Here is a 24,446-nt window from a genome sequence, read left to right on the forward strand (position 1 = left end):
ATAGGGTACTAAAGGAGGTGGACTAATTGTTAAACCAAAACTTTAATAATGCTTTTTACGGAAAAACAATTTTAATTACTGGACATACTGGTTTTAAAGGTTCTTGGTTATCCCTATGGTTGAATGAATTAGGTGCTACTGTAATCGGATATTCATTAGATCCTAAAAATAAAAATGATAACTTTAACATTACTAACCTTCAAAATAATATAATTGATATTCGTGGAGACATTAGAGATTTTAATAAATTAAATAAGGTTTTTACAGATTATAAACCTGAAATTGTATTCCATTTAGCTGCCCAACCTCTAGTTAAGTATTCATATGAATATCCTAGAGAAACATACGAGGTAAACGTTGTAGGAACTATGAATGTACTAGAGGCAATTCGATTACATGAATCAGCTAAAATAGGAATTATGGTGACAAGTGACAAGTGCTATGAAAATAAAGAATGGCCTTGGGGTTATCGTGAAATTGACCCTATGGGCGGCCATGACATATATAGCTCAAGTAAAGGATGCTGCGAACTTTTAATTTCTTCCTATCGAAATTCTTACTTTTCAGAAGAAAACTTTTCTCAACACAAGAAAATAATTGCAAGCGTTCGAGCTGGTAATGTAATTGGTGGTGGCGATTGGTCAATAGATAGAATTATTCCTGATTGTATACGAGCATTAGAATCAAACAAAAACATTATTATTAGAAACCCTACTGCTATTAGACCCTGGCAACATGTACTAGAACCCTTAAGCGGGTATTTACTCCTTACAGAAAAAATTATAAATAATGGTATCCTTTATTCAGGAGCATGGAACTTCGGGCCATCCCTAAGCAATATTGTTCCAGTAGAAAAATTAGTGACCAGTTTACTAGATATTTGGGGCTGCGGGGATTGGACAGCAGAAAATATAGGTCCAATAAATTTCCATGAAGCAAATTTACTGAATCTTGACATTAGCAAAGCAAAATTCAATCTTAATTGGCAGCCAAAATGGTCCCTACAACAGACTTTAGAAAATACAATAGAATGGTATAAACATTATAATTCTTACACCAGTTCTGAGATGATAAATCTATGTATTAGCCAAATCAAACAATATTGCATGCTTTGAACTACTCCCACATGCTCATACTTGCTGTGAGTTCCTTATGGAGTGAGTCTTCTTGGTTAAATAATAAAAGACACATTAATTTTTATAGTCTAAATTATAAACCTACTATACCTAAAATTATGTGATTGTCCATTAACAAAGATTTTATTTCTTCGGTTATTTCAAATCAACTATTGATATTATATTGAAGAATAAAGGAATCACGTATTTTTCTAGTGATTCCCTTGTTCTGAGAAAATAATGTCTTGCTTTAACGACAATACAGTATATGCGATTATTAATTTATTTGTTCTAGTTATGAAAAAATCTATTCCTGTCAAAAGAGCTTTCTTCAAAGAAAAACTTCCTATTTTTTTCTACTTACCCTACTCGAAAAGTAAATAATGTTATTTTTCAGATAATTATATCTACTATTTATAGAATTACACTGAGCTTTAACAAGTTTATGCTTATATATTGATTCTCTTATTTATTATCACCAATGTTGATGAATTTATGCATAGCTTATTCTATACACAAATAGCTTTTTGAATTATCTTTTCAGAATAAGTAAAGGAGACTTTCTCTTTTATGCACTTTCCCCTTACCAGTCTTAAATTTCCCTTTAATCAACAATAAGAACAAATCTTCTATAAAACCAAGCCATAAGTAAGATAATTTCCCTATTAAAAATAATGAGGTATTCTGTTTCACCTTTTTACATTATCTAAATAAGGACTTGTAGGAATTCTTACAAGTTCTTTTTTTGTTTTCTTTATTCTCTTCTTATTTACACACACAAGATTTATATATTTGTTTGTAATACATACTATAGTATCTGATAAACAATTTAAAAAGTAATATGTAATTGATCCGTTTTAAGAAAAGGAAATTTCATAAATCTTCAATCACAGTTTCTTAGTTCACCTAATAGAACGTATAAAGACTCATATCATTTTTTGATAATTTTTGGATGTTTTATTCTAAGTACATTCGACAACAATTGATTATTTTCTGAATTTTCTTGAAAAAGTTGTAAAATCATACTATTTTTTCTTCTATTTTGCTATGATAGTTACAATTAAATTGGATTAGGATATTTCTATAAGATGGGGGCGTATATTATGAGTGTCTCAGTAAAAGGAAATGAGCAGTTAACCTCTCTATTAAACGACTGGTATCGATCTATGCTATCTCAACAAGTTATAAAAGCTACTAATCTAAAAAAGAAAATTGATGAAAAAATCAGCAAATTAAGTACTGAGCCAAATCAAGAACATCAAGATCAAAATTTGTTACTATATTATTCACTACTTGAATTCCGTTATAATGTCTTAACAGATAGCCTTGGTATTCAACAAAATAGCTTTGATGCCATTAGTGACTATGATATGCCTACAGACCATTTTCTACGCTTCTATTATCACTTTTTTAAATCCATTCATTCCACTTTTATATCAAATTTTACTGAGGCAGAGGAACATTATAAACTGGCAGAAAAGATATTAGTAGACATACCAGATGAAATTGAACACGCTGAGTTCTACTATAGAATTGCTACTTTTTATCACCATACCTATAACATGCTTGCTTCTATCGAATACGCAAATAAATCGAGAGTAATCTTTTCAAAATATGAAGGTTATGAAGTAAAAACAGCCTTTTGTAATAGTTTGTTAGGTGGTTGCTGCATCTATTTAAAACAGTACGAACAAGCTGAAGAATATCTACAATGTGCAATTGATTTACTACAAAAGAATAAGGTAGAAGATTCCTTGTTATACGTAAAAAGTACTATGGGGTGGCTGTATTCTGATCAAAGTATGTCTACTTTAGCTATTCGCCACCTTTCAGAAGTAACAGAGAAAATCCCTACACACTTCAAGGCTATCTTCCTACAAGCTAAGGAACATTATAAGTTAGGAGAACAATCGACGGCTAGCAAACTCATTGTTAAGGGATTAAAAATCTGCAGAGAAATCCATAACGAAGAATATATGCATCACTTCTTTATTTTAAAAAGCTTAAACGAAAACATTCCATTGGAAGAATTAGAAAAAATCATTCAAGAAGGAATCTTATACTTTGAGAAAGATGAGTTATGGGAATATGTTGTCGAATACGCTGAATTATTTGCCACAAAATGTAGACAATTAGAGAACCACAAAAAGGTAAGTGACTATTTCCATATTTGTTATCAAGCAAGACTAAAATTAATTGAAAAAGGAGTCTTAAAATAATGAAAAAAATTAGCTTATTATTATCTGGCATTGCTTTTATTGGGGTATTAACGGTGGGAATTTTTCAGTTTTCTAAAACAAATCAGCTTGCTACTCATGGTCATTATCCTACTCCTTCATATAGTGTTGGTGGTGCACCACAACAAATTTAATGTAAATGTATTTAAAAACCCTCCAAATGGAGGGTTTTTAAATGGCTTATCTGCCTGTTCAATACGTGTAGAGAGTACGTATTATACTTATATACTATGTTATAAGATTTTTCATTTCCACTCTGTAACAAGATTCTAGCATTCTCTCCTAGAATCTCAACTTAAATCTTAAATCCACCAATTAACTCTTGAAGTTCTTCCGCCATCTGCGCTAATTGTATTGCTGAAGAATTTATCTCTTCCATAGAAGCATGTTGTTCCTCAGATGAACCAGCTATCGTTTGCATACTTGAAGAATTCTCTTTTACAGCCATAGCTATTTGATCAATCGATGTATCAACTTTCATTGCATCAGTTGTCATTTTATTTGATAGTTCTACCATACCATGTACTTTTGATACAATTTCATTTGCAGATTTTGAAATCTCATAAAAACTTTGTTTTGTATCATTTGCAACCTTAATTCCCGACTGTACTTCTACTCCTACTTCATTCATAGCTTTTACAGTCTCATGTACGTCTGCTTGTATTTCCTTAATTAAACTTCCAATTTCCATCGAAGAATCAGATGATTGCTCTGCTAGCTTCCTAACTTCATCGGCAACAATTGCAAATCCTCGCCCCTGTTCTCCTGCTCTAGCTGCTTCAATTGCTGCATTTAATGCTAATAAATTTGTTTGTTCCGCAATATTTTGAATCGCTTCTAATATACTTCCAATTTGTTGCGATTTCTTATCTAATAATTTTATTACATTATCGGATTGAGAAACAGAGTGATGGATAGACTGCATTTGTGTTACAGTTTGTTCTACTAATTGTTCACCTTCATTGGCTTTTTGTTTTGTGTATATGGATGAAGCCGATACTTCAGATGCATTCTCAGCTACATATTGAATATTTCGTGTTACCTCACCAATTAATTCAGCTCCAGACTCAACTTCATTATTTTGAACCTCTGCACTATTCGAGATCTCTTCCATCTCTTTTGTAATTTGTTCCGTCGCAACGCTTGCTTGTTCTACACTAGCAGTTAGTTCCTCAGAAGACGCAGCTACATGTCCTGCAGATGTGTTAATTTGAGAAATAATATTACGTAACGACTCTGCCATTGTATTGAAACTACCGCCTAATTGACCAAGTTCATCCTTTGAACGAATATCTATTTTCTCGGTTAAATCTCCCTGACTAATTCTTTGGGCCGAAATAACTAATTGTCTTAGTGGATTAATAATAGATCTAAGTATGAATAAAATTACAATTCCACCTAACAATAATGAAGCCCCTATTATAGTGAGCGTTTTATAAAAAATAGGATTGGTAGCTTCTTCAATTTCTTTCGTAGGCATTACGCCAGCTATTTTCCAACCTGTTTTTTTGTTTGTCTTAAAGCTTATGTTTCGATCTTCCCCGTTAAGGCTATAAGTAATTACGTCATCTTCTTTTTTGTACAGTTCATCCGCTAAAGTTTTCTCTAATTTCTCTCCTGGTTTTAGTGATGGATGAACAACTATTGTTTTATCTTGACTGACTATAGATACAAATCCTTGCTTTCCAATTTTAATCATTTTGGATGTTTTTACTATATCTTTAATATTCAAATCTACGCCAATGACACCACTTTTATCTGCATTTTGCTTTGCAATTGCTATTACCATATTTCCTGTAGACTTTGATTTATATGGAGATGAAACAATAATCTCTCCATTTGCTTTTACTGCATCCTTATACCAACTGCTTTCTAACGGATTAAACCCTTCTGGTATTTTTCCAACAGGTGCATGAATAAATTGATTGTTACTGGATGCCGTATAAATCGTTTCTATCTCTGGATGTAACTGTATATATTGATCAAATTTACTCTGTACATTTTGCGATTGTTCAGGATTATAATCCCCTTGTGTGAGTACCTTTGCAAAATGAGAGACATCTGTTTGCTTATTTTCTAATTCATCATCAACAATCTTATCTAAAATACTTATATTATCTTTTGCTGATTGTAGAATTGTTTCATTAAGATCTGTTTTTGCTTTATTATAAGATGATACTCCTACGATAAGGCTTGGTATAATTAATATTGCTATAAATGCCATAGACAACTTCGTTTTAAGCTTTATTTGTCCCAATCTTTCTTTTATATTAAACACTAGATACTTCTCCCTTTCACTACTGATATAGTTTATTTAAATTTTTCTCCTTTATTTTTTCTACATATATTTACAGTACCATTCGAAATGAAACCCCCTATTAAATCCTATTATCTCAACTTCCTTATTTAACGATTTAAATTTCACAGGCAGCGTTTTATCTATCCTCCTTTCGAATATGTTATCTTTCCATATTCAGCAATTCTAAAACTACGAATTGTTCCCAATAAAATGGATGAAACATAACCTTCATTTAACAGATATTATTTGACCTTGATTGGATAAAAATTTTAATTTAGCGCTATTCAAATCGGATGAAGTCTTTACCATAATAAATTCTCTAAAAAATAACTACATAAATTTATTCTTTGTATGATTATGTTTAACAGCCTTTGAACCATTCTAAATGCATCACACTATTCATGAATCATTTACTACGGCCGATTTTGTTGTAAGAGATAACTAAACCATAAATTCTATATAGGAGAATAAAATAAATTAGAGAAATTCATTGTAACACGTATACATAAGTAATAGATATAAAATCCGATAATATATTATTACCTTATAATAAATCAATAATTCAGTATAAACTGTATTTTATTTCTATAGAAGAATCTTTCCCTATATGCAATATTACATATAATCTACCTTATGTAGTTTGTTATACTATGCATGTGGATTTTTCATCCAAAAATCCACCCTAACGCATATTTATGTATATGCCACCCTAATTGATGAAAGTGAGAAGAATGTTTATCATTTTTCTCACTTTTTTATTTAGGCTCTGTTAATATTGATTATTGATAAAAAGTATTAAATAAGGGAAGACACCTTAGAGTTGGTGCTTCCCTTATTTGTTGATTATTCAAATCTAAAATAGGTATTTTCTAAACCTATTCTTTGCTTTAATGTTCTGCCCAAAGCATAATTATTTGGTAATTCTTTTTCAATGACACAAATAATATAACCTGCTTTTCCTGTTGTTAAATTAGTTAGTTGTAAGTAGTTAGTGTTGTCGTAGATATAAGAAATAATATATTCATAGAAATTATTTTCTTTATCTTCTCTATTCATACCAACATTGTACAACCTAACTCTTGCTCCTGCCCAAATTTCCTCATCATCATCAACATTACTTAAAGGCATCCATTTCGAGTTTTCCAATATTTCACCCTTTTCTTAATTCATTCGTTTATACACGAATGTTGCTAGATACAAACTATCATAAGCATCCGTCATTTCATTGATTAGACGACCACCGACAGAGAAAAAAGACTCAACATAGCTTTTTACCCATTGAAACACTTGCTCTTTTAGTTATTTTTACATTTTGAATCTACGAAAATGAATTCCCTTATAAAAACTCTAACAGAGAATCTTCCTTCCAAATTTCATCTAGGGAATTATTTGTTTTCCAAAAAACCTACCAACATCTTTATCAACTCATTTTAGAATATTTAAACAATAATTCCATATACATTACCTGCATAAATTATTCATTTTCTTTTATATAAGACCTACCTTTTTACTTTTGATAGATTATTAGACATTGGATTATTATACATAAATCCCAAAAACATGCGGTATTTTGTAGAATTTTGTCTATCAATATGTATGTACACCCTTTTGTAGTGGATATAGACTGTGAGGTGTAAGGAGATACCTTACAAAATAATAAAAAGGAGATTATAGAATGAGTAGATTAACAAAATTCTCAAAGTTAGTATTTGCAACTTTAATCGCGGGAAGTAGTCTAAGCACCTTTGTTTCGTCACACAGTGTACAAGCTGACACCTTAGATCCTAATTACCAAGACAATGTAAAATTCATACCACCTTCTAGTGCTAGGCCAACATTGGAACAAAAAAACACTATTGTTCCAGAAGCAAAAGTTGTTAAAAACCATTATGTAAAGTACTCTAAAGCACATTTCCAAACTAAAGAAAGTATACCAAAAGAGATTTATTATTCTTCAGAAGGCTTTAAGGGCTATATACAGGCAAGTACCGTTTGGGATATGGGAGATCATTTCGCAACACTATATTCCGGAACCGTTATTCGATGTTAGACTTTTAATCCATTCTCCCCTAATGCTTAAAATGATTAATAGCTCACTGCCAATACTGTAATATCTATTGTTCATAAAATAAACCACAAAATCTTTCGATTTCATGGTTTATCAAATATAAAGATAATGCTAAACGAATACTCTAACATTACCTTCCCCAAAGTTAATTATAGAGTATTTTCAAAAAAAAGACACTCTTGTAGTGTCTTTTTTATAGTATTTTAAAAAGAATTCCACCTACTAACACCTTTTTGTTGCGCCTATTCGTTTATTTCAATATGATACTTTTCCATCTCGTATATGCAATAGACAATAATAGCTAAACTCCAACTGACACTATAATAATTATGTGTGTAGAAGTCATATCCCGCTTTAATACCTTTCTCTATTACAACTAATGTAAATCCTAAAGCCACCCATCTGTTAATTTTCATCTTTATAAACGTTAAAGAGATAATTATTAAAAATAAAATATTTGTAAGATGATTTATCATTAGCTCATATTTTTGAATGTATACTGCCATTATACAAGCAACGATATTAGTCGCAATGCCAAAGGCAATCACCGCTCCCCAAACCCTGTCCGAAAGTCCCACTCCTGAGTCAGTCCCTTCCTAAACAAATATCCCTTTCTTTAATTCATTCCTACACCCTATTCAAGATATGCTAAATTATCCTTGTCTGATGAATATCTATTTATCTTTTCATATAGAGCAAACAAAATTTCTACTCATAATTTTTTCTTTATTAGACAAACTATGTCTAAGCCGTTTGAACTAGCGGCTTCAATCTTCTGGTAATGGGATAGCACAATTTATTGAATTGACTAACTCATTCAACCCACTGGCACCGGCAGGCAACAAAATAGTTGTCTGCCATTTTCATGTATACTTTTTCTAATTTCATTTCGAACCAAGTGTGTGCTGTACTGATTTCAAAAGGACAGAATTTCATTTTTTAAAATGTAAAAAAGATAAGGTCCTGTCTACTTTTGGTATAGGACTTTTTCTTTTCACACATACTATTTTTGAACCTGTTTCCAATACGTGTCCTAATGGTGTCTTGAGTTCCTCCTAAAAAGGGCTGCAGATACTACTGCATGCCCTTTTATTTAAATTGCTACTCTATCTTCGATAAAATAATTAAAAACTAAAAATGTAATATTACATATTTTTTCTGTTCAGATTATGTTAGGATTTACTTCGTAGTCGAATTATGGTTTCGTATCTAATTCAGCAATATGTGAACTGTTTACCTAAAGAAAAGACACCCAAAAGGTGTCTTTTCTTCTTTTAATCTAAAAAACATTTTTTCTTTTCAGTAAGATCCAATTATCCCTCTAACCTAAACCTCATAATTAAAGGCAATTTAATCATGGTACTCAAGAGTTTTCATCCATTTCAATATACCTATAGCTTAATTTAAAATCACATTTCCAGCACTATATTTACTTTCCTACAGATTTTCTGTCTTGTTCTTAATTCTGTCAAAATCCTCATGTAGCTATACAAAGAATATATGCTACTATGATATTAAGAAACTATGCGTTCCCTTAACCCTGTATCCGGCCCTGTATTTATTACAGGGTCTTTGTCTATTTTATTTAATACACATCCAATTTCAGTTAAAATTGTTTAAATGTTAATTAATTTTTGAAATGATATAACTATAAGCTCTTTTAACAAATAAAATATAATATTAGACATATTTAACCAACTTGGGGCTATTATTAGTTTTCTAAATATGTACTTCATTAACACCATACAAATAGTATTAACTATCTTAATTGAATATTAGTAATAGTAAGTATAAACATTATCAATTTACTACATCTTACATTTATGTAAAAATAAATACGTGTTAAGCTTTTTCAAAATCTTTCCCCTAATAAAGATTTGAAGTAGCATTTCATGATTCTCCTTACTGTTAATATGCCTTGAAAAAGAACCCTATAGGGTTCTTTTTCTTCTCATTATAACCTCAGTAAGTCCATGCAAAAAGGACTGCTAATTATTTGCAGCCCTTTTACACGTTAATATACACTTGTATTACATGCTTAAAACTTTATTGTATTAGGTATTTATACCAACTAAACATGCCATTATCATTTAGATATATAACACTTCAAAGTTTAGAAGTATACAATAACAAATCTTTCCCAGCTTCCAGCTACATAACTAGTAGCTGTTAATTCTCTACCACCATTTGCTGATATATATCTACCATTACTTAGTGCTTGTAATACATATATCCTATTGTCTCCACCATTATATAAGATAAACTTTTCCCATGCACCAATTGATGTACGATCTGCTACTACTCTACCATTTGGCTCAAACGAAACATACTTCCCATTACTTTTAGCTTTTAAAGCGTACGTATATAATTCCCCAGTCGAAATTAATTCGAATTTCTCCCATCCATTAACTGCATTACGATTTGCTATTATATTTCCCGAAGGCTCAGCCGAAACATATTGTAAATTTGCTGCCTGTATAGCAACTGTCCAACTTCCATTAAATAAATTTACGCCTTTTAGTGAACCTGCTTTTGATAGATTGGCTGCCGATACATCATTCGATGGTGTAATCATCAATATCATTAAAACCATCGACAACACCATTAAAACTAACCTTTTTGAGATTGTATTACCACTTGCACGTGTTATGAAACTTTTCATTCTCATTCCTCCCTTAATATACATAGAACTCATATATATCATACCAGATATGTAAAATATTGTAATGACAGAGAGGGTTTATCAACAAATACCTTACTATTCTGTTTCTTTTTTCTCAAATCTATAACACTTAAACATTTATCAATTCTCAAGCACATTTTTAAAATCCCCCCCCTGATAAACAAATGTAGCAGTTGATGGCAAGGAGAGTATATACAAAAGAGAGAGTATTTTCATTTCACTTTTCTTTAAATTAAAGCCAAATAGCCGTTCATAATGAACGACTATTTGCATCTAACTAATAATTAGAAGGTTCTTCATGTTAATCTATTTTGTTTAATCCCGTTGAAGTAACTTGATAGGTTCTTTTTTTGCCTATATATTCTTGTTTATTATTCTCAAGGTTAATAAGTGTAGCGCGTGTCTTTTCCTTTACTGCTTCCCCTTCTATATGGGTAATCTCAATGTAATCTCCCGCTTTTACGGGCACCTTTTGGATTTCAGCAGTTTGTTGTCTATTTCCTACTATTTCCTTATTATACACAACACTACCGGTCGAATTCTTTACTGTAATACTTGCATACGTATTATTAAAGTAAGAATGTGGTACGCCTGCTTCTAAATTCACCTGCATTTTCTCTGTTGTCCTATTATAATCAACTTTTGCGATTTCTCTATCACTATATCCTTTTAAAGACCACCCAAAATGATTTCCATCTAAAACCGTTGTTTCTGGCATTTTTTCTACTTTCTTCAAGCCTTCTTTTGTAACTTCGTACATGACTTTTTTTCCAAAACTTTCTTGTTTACTATTATCTACATTTGTAAGAGTAGCTCTATGTACACCTTCTAGATGTGTTAACTCTATATAATCCCCTACTTTGACTGGAAATTTTTGCGATTCAGCATTTTGCTGTTTGTTTCCATAAATCTCTTTGTTATAGACCACTTTTCCTGATGTGTTTTGTACTTTAATACTCGCATACGTTTCATTAAAATAATGATGCGGTACGCCTGCTTTTAAGTCGATTTGCATTTCTTCTGTCGACTTATTAAAATTAACTTTTGCAAACTCGAAATCACTAATTCCTTTTAGTGACCATGCAAATTGATTTCCATCTAAAATTGTAGCTTCGGGCATTTTTTCTGCTTTCTTCAGACCTTCCTTTGTAACTTGGTATATTGCTTTTTTTCCAAAGCTTTCTTGTTTACTATTACCTACATTTGTTAAAGTAGCTCTATGAATACCTTCTAGATGTGTTAATTCAATATAGTCTCCTACTTTGACTGGAACTCTTTGCGATTCAGCATTTTGTTGTTTGTTTCCATAAATGTCTTTATTGTATACTACTTTTCCTGATGTATTTTGTACTTTAATACTCGCATACGTTTCATTAAAATAATGATGCGGTACGCCTGCTTTTAAGTCGATTTGCATTTCTTCTGTTGACTTATTGAAATTAATTTTTGCAAACTCGAAATCACTAATTCCTTTTAGTGACCATGCAAACTGGTTTCCTTCTAAAATACTAGAAGAGTCCGGTATATCTGAATTAAAACCTAAGTTATCTAATATAGATTTTAGATCAGGTAAAACACCTATTCTATCATTCCACGGATCTTGAGATTTTGTTCCTGTATTCGGATTACTTAAGATATTTCTTAATTCGGCTGGTGTATAAGGAGAACCTCGATGTTCTTTAGCAATACCTTGAATCGAAGTTGCTGCTCCAGCAATAATTGGTGAAGCACTTGATGTTCCACTAAATGTTGATGTATATAAATTTGTAGTATTTTGACTTGGATTTGCTGATGTTGTATCAACATTTTCTCCCCATCCATATACATCTAATCGACTTCCATAATTTGAAAACCATAAACGTTTATGTGGAACAGTTGATGATCCCGCCCCAACCATAATAGCACCTGAATCCTTGAAGTCTGGACTATTTCGATTTAAGATCTTTTTTCCATTACGATCTTTAAAATTATCTAAGTCGTTTGAACCATTTGCGCCAGCTTCTATAATAATAATCCCTTTATCTGCACCAACACGAATTGCATCAAAAATATCTGGATGTACTTCTACAGGTAAATATTTATCCCCATACCCATCATACGAAGCTTGTGCCTCTAATAAAAGAATATCTCCCGCTTGTAAATTATGTACAGCACTTAAAATAGCATCCGCTGTATTATAAATTCCATTATCCCTGATCTGGGATATTACTTTTACATTTGCACTTGGTGCAATTCCAATATTTCCAATTTGATTATCTTCTGATGAAACAATTCCTAATACAGAAGTACCATGAGCTCTATGCTGGCTTATATTTTGTCCAGACATAAGCTTTATATTTTTATTAACTAGATCCTCATGGTTCAATAACCATCCATATTCCATATCCACAAAAGTTGTACCCTTTCCGTCACCACCTTTAATGCTCCAAGCATGCGAGGCATTAATTCCCTTTGGTGCCGCTTCAAGATATCCTTGATTTTGAAATCTAGGATCATCGTACGGATTTACAGACAAATCTGGTAACTGTATTTCAGGAGGTGTCAAAATTTGTTTTTCTTGTATATAAGCCTCCTCTACGAGAGGAGATGTTTCAAATTTTTTCAGTAATAATTCTATTTCTATGTTATTAGGAGCTTGTACAATATAATAATTTAATAAATTATTAGCTGATTCATTAGCAACTGATTTAGATTGTACTGATAACTTTTCAATCTCTACCGGATTTACAGATGAGAACAGACGATTCAAAGTAAGTTCTGTATTTTCGGAAAATAACTTCTTTAAATTGTTATCATAATCCCCATTTTTTATTCGTTTCTCAATACCATCTTCATAAGGTAAGTCAATTTGATTTTTAAACTTTACAACTAATCTTTCTTCCTGTGAATCTCTTTCTTTGTATGTGACATTATAAGATTCAGCGTAAACTTTATTATGAATACTATCATTTTGTAAAATTAGATCTGTTCCTACAAATGTGGTCATTGCAATTGATGAAATTAGAAACCCTTTAAATATGTTCATACTATACCCGCCGATCTATATTCTCTTGAGAATTTTTTAATGCGTATAATGGTTAAGATTTTTATATAATATATAAATCTATAATTTAACTTTTGTAGTGAAATCTATGACTTTATTAATAATCCCATAGAGGTAACCTGATATATTCTTTTCTTTCCCATATACTCCTGCTTACTATTCTCAAGATTAGTAAGTGTGGCGCGTGTCTTTTCCTTTTGTGCTTCTCCCTCTATATGAGTAAACTCAATACAATCTCCTACTTTGACTGAAACGGTTTGGCTCTCAGCATCTTGTTGTCTATTCCCTATAATTTCTTTATTGTACAAAATATTACCAGATAAATTCTGGACTTTAATGCTTGCATACGTATTACTAAAATAAGAATGGGGTATACCCGCTTCTAATTTAAGCTGCATTTTTTCTGTTGCTTTGTTATATTCTATTTTCGCGATTTCTCGATCATTATATCCCTTTAATGACCAAGCGAATTGATTTCCATCTAAAACCGTTGTTTCTGGCATTTTCTCTACTTTCTTCAAGCCTTCTTTTGTCACTTGATACCTCGCTGTCTTTCCAATGGTTTCATTTTTGTTATTTTCAAGGTTAGTTAAAGTTGCTCGCGTTTTTTCCTTTGTTGCTTCTCCTTCTATATGGATAAATTCAATGTAATCCCCTACCTTGACGGGCACAGTTTGGTTTTCAGCATTTTGTTGTTTATTTCCCACGATTTCCTTATTGTACAGAACGTTACCAGAAGAATTCTGGACCTTAATACTCGCATACGTACTAGCAAAATAGGAATGTGGTACACCTGCTTCTAGTTTTACCTTCATCTCTTCTACCGTTTTATCATAATCTACTTTTGCAATTTCTCTATCACTATATCCTTTTAATGACCAGGCAAACTTGTTTCCTTCTAAAATTGTTGCTTCTGGCATTTTTTCTACTTTCTTCAGGCCTTCCTTTGTAACTTCGTATATTGCTTTTTTTCCAAAGCTCTCTTGTTTACTATTATCTACATTTGTAAGAGTGGCTCTATGTACACCTTCTAGATGTGTTAACTCTATATAATCGCCTACTTTGACTGGAACTTTTTGCGATTCAGCATTTTGCTGTTTGTTTCCATAAATCTCTTTGTTATAGACCACTTTACCTGATGTGTTTTGCACTTTAATACTTGCATATGTACTATCAAAGTAGTCATGTGGTACACCTGCTTTTAGATCAATTTGCATTTCTTCTGTTGATTTATTTAAATTTACTTTCGCAAATTCAAAATCTCCAATCCCTTTCAGCGACCATGCAAATTCATTACCTTCAAAAATGTTTGGAGATTCATTTTTGATTTGTACCTTTTTCTCAACAGTTTGATCAAATATATCCGTTAATACAATTTTTGCATAAGCATTTGTTGGTAATGATATAGATTGACTGATTCCATTTTGATAAGATTTAATATCATTAATTACGTTAATAGGTTGGCCCGTCATATTTTCATTGTTATAAATTTCAATTTTCCCCTTAAATTGCGGTGTACTATTTTCTTTTAGTTTCCAAGATACATTTAATTTTTCATTTTCATAATATATAGATTGGATATCAAAATCTAATTTTCCTATTTCAGGTTGAGTAGGTTGATTTAGCGTGAATATTTTTCCTGCCCCAATAGTAGACTGCGTATTACCTCCTGCTTTGACCCATACATATTCTGATGTAGATCCTCCATCATATTGATAAGTATTATCATGCGTTCCAGAAATACTTTGATTATTCCAAGAACTCCATTGTTTATCAACTAATTTTCGGCTATAACCATTTTTCAAGCGCGCTTCTCGAACATTCTGTCCACTATCAGCCCAGTCTTCTTGAAACATTCCTAAACCATGATTAAATGCAACATTAGCAACCGGAAAGTCCATAATTGCAATTTGATGCCATTTATTCTTTGTTACATCTTTCATCCATTGTCCAAATTTAGTATGACCATTTTCTTGCCATGAACGCATTGTCATTGTGTACCAATTGTAGTCTTTCCAACCATAAGTTGTTTGAACCTTCATTCCTGTTCCTTCTCCTCCAAAGGGTCCAGCTTGCGAATTCGGAGATAAGTATTCGGCCTTTATTGCTTCTTTAGAGGAAATTGGATCCCATAAGGCAAAATGTAAAGTACGTTTTCCATTTTCATCAAACCCACTTTGTTGTTGAAAACCAGCATATCCTCCAGCTTCACCACCTGCATTCCAGTTGTGTACAGCCCAGTACGTATAAGGTGGAGTCTGAACTGGTGACCAGTCTATACTAATAATATCTGAGGCAGGTATATTTTGGGGACTCACATAAACTGCTGGAGCAGCTGAATGTGTTGCAGCTTTAGTGTGCGAAATAGACGCTCCAAACATAGAAAACATGCTACATGCTGCGGTCATTATAATAACTTTATTAAATCTTTTCTTCGTTTTCTGACTAATCACTAATCTACATCCTTTTCTAATTTTTATTATTGAATAATAACTTAGTAGAGAAATCTATCAAAATTCAAACAACATCCAGTAAATCTTTAAAATACTGCCCCAATTTTATGTTGTTCTATCTTCACATCTAATTCTTACATGTTATTTGATTGTAAGTGGTTTCCATAAAGATAACGCAAATATCCAATTCGGGTCACCATTTCCTTGATGATTTTGAACCGCTTCATACACCGTCCCTTGATGTTCTACTTTATCGCCCTTTGTATATGCCTTCTTTGGATCCCATTTTTCATAAGATACATTTTGATCTTTGGTTTTTACCGGAAGAATTTCACTTTGAATTGATGTATTTCCAGCTGCATCTACAGCCTTTACTGCATATTTATATTCCTTATTAGCTGTTAAGTTTTGATCAATAAATGTCGTTCCTTGTACGGTTTGAATCAATTGTCCATCACGTAATACCTGATATTCTTTTACACCTATATTATCTGTAGAAGGATTCCATTTTAGCTCTACACTGTTAGAAGTAAGGTTACTTGCATATAATCCTTGTGGCTGTGTGGGCGCTTCTGTATCTGGTTTCGGATTAACAATTTGATTTACTTTTTTCAGGCCATCCTTTGTAACTTCATACATTACTTTTTTATCAAGGTTTTCACGTTTATTGTTATCTAAATTTATTAATGTTGCCCTCTCTCTGCCTTCTAAATGTGTAAGCTCAATAAGATCACCGGTCTTTACTGAAACTTTTTGTGTTCCAGCATTTTGCTGTTTATTCCCATAAAACTCCTTGTTATATACTACTTTACCTGATGTGTTTTGCACTTTAATACTTGCATATGTACTATCAAAGTAGTTATGTGGTACACCTGCTTTTAGATCAATTTGCATTTCTTCTGTTGATTTATTTAAATTTACTTTTGCGAATTCAAAATCTCCAATCCCTTTCAGCGACCATGCAAACTGGTTTCCTTCTAAAATATTATTTACATCAGGCATATCTGGTTTAATTGGATTAGAATCCGTACCCTTCCAAATCTCTGCTGTTAAAATTGGATATCCTAATGCAGCTACCTTTTGAATGGTATCGTTATTTGGACGTAATCCCCACTTCTCAAAGAAAGGAATCAAATTTTGTTTGGCTACTTTTGATGCTGAAATCATAAATAATTGTTTTTTATTTTCATCAGTTTGTGGAAGTTCACTTGAAGGCATGTCTCTATACAATTGATGCAATTTAGGATAAAAATCCTCTCCATACGCTAACTGTAGTTGCCAAAGCATAACAAGCTTTACAAAAACATCGCTAATTTCATCATAATTTTTATTCACTTGTTCTAAATATTGAAATGCTTTTGGATAAATTCCACTTTTCTCTAAGTTGGATGGTTGATTAAATGCTTTTTCTACAGAAAGGCTGTATATATTATTTTGTACTTCTGTCATATTATAAAACTTCCAGGGCGATTGTTGTCTTAAATGTCCTGCCTCATGCCAAGGGCCCCAGCCATCTGTTATAAATTTATTAATATCTAACACGTATTGGATTGCATCTCCTACATATGCTGTTCGATAAGAAGTTGCATACATATAATAATCAGGAGAATGATTTTCTTCTACGTAATGAACATAATGTTTATCTACTTGTTCTTCAGATAATCCAGCTACTTTGTCTTGAATTCGAGTAGCTTCATCCATCTTTTTTAAGAGTTGTACAGGATCTGTATTAGAACCCAACAAATATTTCTTAACACGTGCAGGGCTGGCCGTAATTAATACACGTTCGCCTTTTAACTCCACTGCATGTGCATTAGGATATTGGTCCAGCATGTTTATTAAATCTTGTTTCGTATGCTTTCCTAGTTCAAAGAAAGGCGTAGTCGTTCCACCTGTTGTGATTGTTGTTCGAATGGTACCACCTTGCTGTTTATTATAAAAATAAATCAGCCCCCCATTTGGAGATTGGATTGTGTTTACACCAGGTTTTAATGTAAATGATTTTATCTTAGAATCTTCTCTCCAAGAAGCATCATACGAATACGTTCCAATATATACCTGAATATCTTGATTACCTTCTACATTAATCGTTATTTGTTCATTTGGTTTTGCATATAAACCAGTTGGTTCATATGGACTAAATGCCATACTTTTTCTTTCCTGTTGTTTTAGTACCTCAACATCTCCTTTTCCTGGGACTGTAAATGTTATATTTTCTGATTTAACTGACTTTTCACTTTGCAGTGATGTCGATAAATTTTTTTGCTGCTCCTTTTGCTCCGCAAAGACATCTGATGAAGAAATCATTCCAGTCGCAAGCATAGTTACTGTAGCAGTAGCTGCAAGTATTTTTCTAGTTTTATGTTTTGAATTATTCCCCATATTATCTCCCTCATTTTTCCTTAGTACTCTTAAGGATTTTTTGTTTTCTTCTTCATGTTTTTACAATCTAAACTATTCATACTATTTAAGTTGTGTCTATTACTCTATATTTTTTCATAAATATCTCCTTTTCTTTATTTATTATTGTATATAAATGTTATTTGATGACACATTAAATAACAACTTTACGATAAACTCATCGATAACAGCCTATTATGTTTTGATTCTGTATTCTAAACTCCCATCTAATTGGAGAAATACACCCAATTGGAGAAATCAGTAAATAATTTTCAACATTTAAGGGTTGGAATCTCACAAAAAATTCATAAAACTTATTTACTTTAAAGGTTTAAACAATTGTGACCACATTTGTTTGAACCTCCACAATTTTTTTCTAAGCTATTCTCTAAAAATCTTATTTTTCGTTGTAAATAAACCTGATTGGTACTCTTTATGCAAAAGAAAAGATGGAATCTTTAATTCAACTCCACCTTTTTTCGAAATAAAAAGCATCTAATTCTATTTGAATTAGATGCTTACATTTAGTCCTTAGGCCTAATATTCTAAACTATTTACGCGTTTGTAAATCTTTTTTTATTACATCCCAGAGTGAATTATCTTGACGCATCGGTTTACCCTCTTCATCCCATTTTATTTTTCCTGTTCCCAATTCATAATCCATCCCTGTCCATGTGTCTTCACGAAATGCATAGAATGATTTATGCCAACCTTTTTGGTTGAAGATAGAAATAAGATCTTGCATGTATTGGGTAGCTCCTGGAACAGTACGGTTAATTCCAAACTCCTCTGCAATAATTCGATTAGATGATACATGATTTTTCTTAGACCATTGTTGGATTGGCTTCAAAAATTGCTCTAATCCCTGCTTATTCCACATTACAGGTTTCTCTAAATCTCCTACTTTTACTAATCCTGGATATTGATACTCCTTATTTTGTTTTTCACCTTGACTCGTTAATTCATATGGTTCATACATATGAAATGCATATAGGGTTTTTTTATCATTTACTGGTTTTAAATATTTAAAGGCCCATGGAGTAGCATATAAACCTGAATCTAAAATAATCGGTGTTTCTTGGTCTACTTCACGAATGGAATTGATTACTTTTTGATAAAATCTGTTTAAATCCGCTGTCGTTCCCTTCACTTTTGCATACCATTTCTCATAATCTTCCGTCCAAAAATCATTATATCTATTATTTTTAGCTGTTTCTGGATGTGGTTCATTTATAATATTATAACCAACCACCGCGGGGTGATCTTTTAATTCCAAAGCAAGATCCTTCCAAAATTGACTTGCTTGTTCTTGATACTTCTCTTCCTCCCATATTCTGTCGTCATTCTTGTTATTATTAAATTGGCGCCATCGATCACCAGGTAAGGATAACATTGTAAGAACAACTTTCATTCCTTGTGATTGTGCGGCATCTAAATCCGCCTTTAATTTTTCTAAATCCTCCTTTACTAATCCCTGATAGTTATCTGCATTACCTATCAGAAAATCCTTTCCAGAAGTATCTGGTTTATCCTCAAATAGAAAATCTTTATCTTTTGCCCATTTATCAGGTGCTAAACGTACATATTCAATATTAGCTTCTTTTGCACTTTTATAGTTTTCAGGTAATGACGTACTATTCATGAAATTAGTACCCTTTCTTTTCGAATCCCAAAAACTAATTTTTGAATCGCCTTTGTGGTATGTATCAGCTCTTACATTCATTTCCTGTACTCCGAAACTCATCATGCCTAATAACGCAACAATTGGCAAAATTTTTTTCACAACTTTTCCTTCTTTCTCTTTATATTTAACACACATAACATACCTTTGTTTTGTTACAGGAATATGGCAATTTCCCAAAAATTCTTTTTTAGTTTATAAGATCGCAGCGCATTCATAGAAATGAAAGAGATAATTAGAACATTGCTTCATTTTCAAAGAAACAAAAAAGGAATCCTTTACGGATTCCTTTTTGCAATTCACTCTTTTTCAAATGGTACATTTCGCACCTATTTTTAGTATACCTTATAATTCCTATAAAATAAATAAGATTAAATGAAATTCACTTCAAATTGTGATAGAAAACATAATTAAGAAGCGAAGATAACTAAATATTATCCCTTTTATTAAATAAAAAAGATTAAATAATTCCCCCTCCAAACTAGGACCCCTTTGCATTTTTTACAAATATTGTTATAATTAGATAAACCAGAGCATTACCCCATTAACAAAGGGACTCCATAATTGGAGTCCCTTTGTTAATTAGCTATTAAAAATGATAGCATGTGATTATTGTATAATTTCTTCCTTTTTTAGATCTGCATATTCTTCTACGAAATCCCATAAACCTTGCTTTTCGAAGTAAGAAACACTTTTTTCACTTCTTCTAAGAGTTTAATTGCTTCATATTCATTAAGAGAATGTAAAATATTGAAATGATATACATACTCTTCATTTCCTAATTCCATACAAACTGCTAATCCTTTTTCAAATTGCTTTAAGAATATACAAGCTGTCCCTAATGCGTTTTCACATGAAGCAATTTTCACCTCATATCCCATTAGCCCAAAATACAAGGAATATAGATACTTATTTTACTTTCAAAGGCTGAAACCTTGCTGCATAACTACTGAAAATAAACATAAGAAAGACGTTCAAATCCATATGGATAGAACGTCTTTTCACTTTACTTTATACAGATACTGATTTTTCACTTATTCATTTTGCATTGTACTTAAAAAATCGATAAATTCATCTTCATTTACAGGTTTACTGTAGTAATAGCCCTGAATTAGATAACATCCATTACGTTGTAACACTTTTAATTGTTCCTTCGTTTCCACCCCTTCTGCTATCACTTTCATGTTTAAAGTATGAGCAAGTGAAATAATGGTTTGTATAATTTCATCTCCATCAGTAGAAGTTCCGATCCTATTAACAAATTCTCTTGGAATTTTCAAAATATCAATTGGATAAAGAGGCAGATACGCTAGTGAAGAATAACCTGTACCAAAATCGTCAATTGATAAATGTACACCATATGATTTTAATACTTTTAACTTCGATAAGGTTTCTTTTTCATCTACCATTGCTATTCGCTCTGTTAATTCCAAATCAATTGAATTAGCAGGTACTCCTATCTCTTCTATGGTAGATATCATTGTTTGAACAAAATCTTTCTGTTCAAACTCTATAGCTGATAAATTTATCCCCATCTTTAGATTTGAATAGCCCGCAGAATGCCATTCTTTCAGTTGTCGACACGCTTTCTGTAACGTCCACTTCCCAATTGAAATAATCTGCGCCGTTTCTTCTGCGATAGGTATAAACTCAAAAGGAGAAATCAGCCCAAGCTCTGGATGTTGCCAGCGTATTAAAGCCTCTGCACCAATAACCTTACCTGCCTTACTATCAATTTGTGGTTGATACAATAAAAATAACTCATTATTTTCAATTGCATTTGGTAAATCCTGTTCTAATCGTAATCGACGAGTTACTTTTTGTGATAATGTCTCGTCATACATACAAACAGCATTGTTACCTTTTTCCTTTGCGCTATACATAGCGATATCAGCGTGTTGTAAAAGTGTAGTAGTATTTATTCCTCCAAATGGATACACTGCTATTCCTATACTAAGAGATAAGTAAAAACTATGCTGATTTACTACAAATGGTTCTTCAGTTATACGAAATAGAGTTTTACACAAATCCAATAGCTGTTGCTCTGTTTGGTTATGGACAATGATTGCAAACTCATCTCCACCTATTCTTGCTAGAGGAATAGTCGGTGACAGACATGTCCTAAAACGTTTGGCAACTTCTTTTAAAACTCTGTCACCAATCGAATGACCCAATGTATCATTAATGGTCTTAAAGCGATTTAAATCAATATACAGGAGCCCGAACTTATCCTGTGTTTTTTGTGCACGCTTAATGGATCTATCTAATTCTTGTTGGAAGAATATACGATTTCCAATCTCCGTCACCGTATCATGGAACGCAAGATAATTTATCTCATCCTGTTGTTGTTTCATCCTCGTTATGTCTTTTACCATTACATAACTCCCAAAGGTTTGTCCTTCTATCATAATAGGAACTATAGTGACATACCAAAAGAGAATATCCTTCTCATTGTTATTTTTCACACGTAACTGTAACGAAGATGAACTACATCGTTTCCCTTTCTTTATAGCCGATTCCAATTCAGATTTATCTTCATCTAAAAAAATAGAGAAGCACTCTTTCCCTATTAATGCAGCACTTTCTTTTCCTAATAACATACTTCCAGCCTGGTTTATATTTAATACGATACCATTTGAATCAATCGTTAAAATAGGATCTGGATGATACTCATATAAAGACTTAAATCTCTCTTGACTTTTTACCAAATCATTAGATTTGTTTATTAAATCCCTTGTTCTTTGAGATACTGTTTGTTCTAATTGATTATTAAACACTTTTAAGGTCTCGGTTAAATCTTTGTTTTGCATTCGTACAATTGTATGACGAATCAGTACAAATACAAAAGCAATACAATTTCCCGTAATCAATGTAGCTGAAGAAGTTTGTTCTTTCAAAGTAAAGCCAATTAAGACTGCAACTGCAAGATAAGGAAATATGCCAAGAAGTTCCCTTCCAAATTTCGGGTTGACAATAAAATAATTTCTTTTAGAAGAAGTATTCTTTGGGATTGTAGCAGCAATAGCGATAAATAATAGGAAAACTCTATACAAACACCTTAATAATATAACTGAACGATCTGACAAATCATCTTGTAAGTAAAAATATAAGTAGTCCGTAATAGCCAATCCAGTTAATACTAAGATAAAAATAAACAATTTACTTTTTGCATTGAAAATAGCAGGTCGAAAGATTAGTGTAACTCCAAGTAATAGAAGTAATAAATCTATAATCGGAAAAATAAATGAAAGAAAAACATCTCCAATTGAAAAGAATAAGATATTTGCGGAAGGTTTATTAAATAGGTACCACTCTAATGTAAAAATAGCAGTAACAACAATGCATAAATCACAAAGTAAATACGCTCTCTCCCATTTGTTACATTCCATCATAATTTTATAAAAAAACGCAAAGAGAAAGAAAAATAAGAAAAACAACAAAAATATATCAGAGATATTAAAATTTTGTATTGGTAATTCTACATTAAGTACTTGAAAAGCAGATATGAAATTTCCTATCAGGAAACACCCTATCGCAATAATTATGCAAATCCAGAATACTCCTAACTTAATTTTTCTGGATAATATAGAATACAGTAATGAGATAAATACAGTAGTTTCAACGACTAAAGATGATAGCCGGATATTAAAATCTGATACGAAATAATGATTCGGAAGAACAAATAAAAATATACAGCAAAAGCTTATATAAGCTATTAAAGCCAATATCAATACATAAAATTGCACATATGCATTTTTACGCAATGGACTCACCTTCTTGAGTTTTTTCTATACTTTTATTAAGAAATGTCTTGATAGTAGCACAACTCCTACTAATTAAAATGTGTGCTACCTATTATCCATATTATGACCTTTTTAAAAGATTTCTTTCTACATACAACAGTCTTATTAACTTTTTGTAGATGTTTACAATTTTCAATACTGAGGATTCCAAAAAGGATCAGTTAAAAAATGTAGTTTTTCAAGTATTTGTGCATCATAAATTTGGATTGTATAACTTATCTACTCTTTAAATATGAGATAAAATCTAATCCTCTATTGAATTATAGTTAGTTGCTAACTGTCACACTTAAAAAGGAATGAAAATATACTATCTTTAACATAGAAATTCGAATTAGTTTTCGAAACTAACTGTAACAATTATAGTTACAACTTAGATTGATGTCAATTTCATATTTCCTCCTTACTCAAAGAATTATAAATAATCTAGGATTAGGTGAAGCTGAAGCTGATATTGCATCTCTCTAAAAAGAATGTTACTCTAAAAATAGAATTATGAAAGGAATGATGGATGAATAATGATTAACTAATTTATATTTTAAGTTGAATTTTATAACTTCAAACTACAAAATATAGGGTTAGTCTATCCATTTTTAAAATTCAGTTCATACTTTATTTGTCATGATTCAAATGATTAATAAGTACTTATTAAGTATAGACGAAAGAC

The 24,446-nt window shown here is 31.7% G+C and carries 14 protein-coding genes; 4 read left to right on the plus strand and 10 right to left on the minus strand.

Features of this window, described 5'->3' with window-relative positions; genetic code table 11:
• The first annotated feature begins 26 nt into the window (after positions 1 to 26).
• The 3 genes from rfbG to AC1Q8L_RS23880 all read left to right on the plus strand — a co-directional run bounded on the left by rfbG (position 27) and on the right by AC1Q8L_RS23880 (position 3,486).
• On the plus strand, positions 27 to 1,115 hold the full coding sequence (rfbG, locus tag AC1Q8L_RS23870) for a CDP-glucose 4,6-dehydratase (RefSeq protein ID WP_000934344.1): 1,089 nt from the start codon (positions 27 to 29) through the stop codon (positions 1,113 to 1,115).
• Positions 1,116 to 2,218: 1,103 nt separating this feature from the next.
• Complete coding sequence (locus tag AC1Q8L_RS23875; RefSeq protein ID WP_098312133.1) at positions 2,219 to 3,334, plus strand: response regulator aspartate phosphatase; 1,116 nt, start codon at positions 2,219 to 2,221, stop codon at positions 3,332 to 3,334.
• Positions 3,334 to 3,486, plus strand: coding sequence for a hypothetical protein (locus tag AC1Q8L_RS23880; RefSeq protein ID WP_000724110.1), 153 nt, complete (start codon positions 3,334 to 3,336; stop codon positions 3,484 to 3,486). The genes AC1Q8L_RS23875 and AC1Q8L_RS23880 overlap by 1 nt, the downstream gene beginning before the upstream one ends.
• 161 nt (positions 3,487 to 3,647) lie before the next feature.
• Here the strand turns inward: AC1Q8L_RS23880 and AC1Q8L_RS23885 are convergent, their stop codons facing one another.
• Positions 3,648 to 5,630 carry a methyl-accepting chemotaxis protein gene (locus AC1Q8L_RS23885; RefSeq protein WP_000481866.1) on the minus strand — a complete coding sequence of 661 codons (1,983 nt, stop codon included), beginning with the start codon at positions 5,628 to 5,630 and terminating at the stop codon, positions 3,648 to 3,650.
• A gap of 864 nt (positions 5,631 to 6,494) precedes the next feature.
• Positions 6,495 to 6,779, minus strand: coding sequence for a hypothetical protein (locus tag AC1Q8L_RS23890; RefSeq protein WP_016118415.1), 285 nt, complete (start codon positions 6,777 to 6,779; stop codon positions 6,495 to 6,497).
• A 547-nt stretch (positions 6,780 to 7,326) separates the two neighbouring features.
• Between AC1Q8L_RS23890 and AC1Q8L_RS23895 the strand changes: the two genes are divergently transcribed.
• Complete coding sequence (locus AC1Q8L_RS23895) at positions 7,327 to 7,701, plus strand: hypothetical protein (protein WP_000088962.1); 375 nt, start codon at positions 7,327 to 7,329, stop codon at positions 7,699 to 7,701.
• Positions 7,702 to 7,961: 260 nt separating this feature from the next.
• Here AC1Q8L_RS23895 and AC1Q8L_RS23900 read toward each other — a convergent pair whose 3' ends face one another.
• From AC1Q8L_RS23900 to AC1Q8L_RS23935, 8 genes are all read right to left on the minus strand, one after another.
• On the minus strand, positions 7,962 to 8,297 hold the full coding sequence (locus tag AC1Q8L_RS23900) for a hypothetical protein (RefSeq protein ID WP_000524431.1): 336 nt from the start codon (positions 8,295 to 8,297) through the stop codon (positions 7,962 to 7,964).
• Between the two features lie 1,535 nt (positions 8,298 to 9,832).
• Entirely contained in the window at positions 9,833 to 10,381 is a 549-nt protein-coding gene (locus AC1Q8L_RS23905) for a fascin domain-containing protein (protein ID WP_000834557.1), read from the minus strand.
• Between the two features lie 322 nt (positions 10,382 to 10,703).
• Complete coding sequence (locus AC1Q8L_RS23910) at positions 10,704 to 13,427, minus strand: putative mucin/carbohydrate-binding domain-containing protein (protein WP_098312134.1); 2,724 nt, start codon at positions 13,425 to 13,427, stop codon at positions 10,704 to 10,706.
• A gap of 104 nt (positions 13,428 to 13,531) precedes the next feature.
• Positions 13,532 to 15,898 (minus strand): putative mucin/carbohydrate-binding domain-containing protein, encoded by a 2,367-nt coding sequence (locus tag AC1Q8L_RS23915; protein WP_000625375.1) that lies wholly within the window; start codon positions 15,896 to 15,898, stop codon positions 13,532 to 13,534.
• A 141-nt stretch (positions 15,899 to 16,039) separates the two neighbouring features.
• The gene (locus AC1Q8L_RS23920; protein WP_000527910.1) at positions 16,040 to 18,280 is read right to left on the minus strand and encodes a M60 family metallopeptidase; all 2,241 of its coding nucleotides are present in this window, start codon (positions 18,278 to 18,280) and stop codon (positions 16,040 to 16,042) included.
• Positions 18,281 to 18,848: 568 nt separating this feature from the next.
• A complete protein-coding gene (locus AC1Q8L_RS23925; RefSeq protein ID WP_000337846.1) occupies positions 18,849 to 20,117 on the minus strand; it encodes a glycoside hydrolase family 5 protein in 1,269 nt (422 codons plus the stop codon).
• Positions 20,118 to 20,629: 512 nt separating this feature from the next.
• Positions 20,630 to 20,860, minus strand: a complete 231-nt coding sequence (locus AC1Q8L_RS23930) for a hypothetical protein (RefSeq protein ID WP_029948057.1) — start codon at positions 20,858 to 20,860, stop codon at positions 20,630 to 20,632.
• 153 nt (positions 20,861 to 21,013) lie between these two features.
• Positions 21,014 to 23,743, minus strand: a complete 2,730-nt coding sequence (locus AC1Q8L_RS23935; RefSeq protein ID WP_142317975.1) for a sensor domain-containing protein — start codon at positions 23,741 to 23,743, stop codon at positions 21,014 to 21,016.
• Positions 23,744 to 24,446: the final 703 nt, after the last annotated feature.

It is taken from the genome of Bacillus sp. GW823-FHT06A11 (assembly GCF_058795355.1).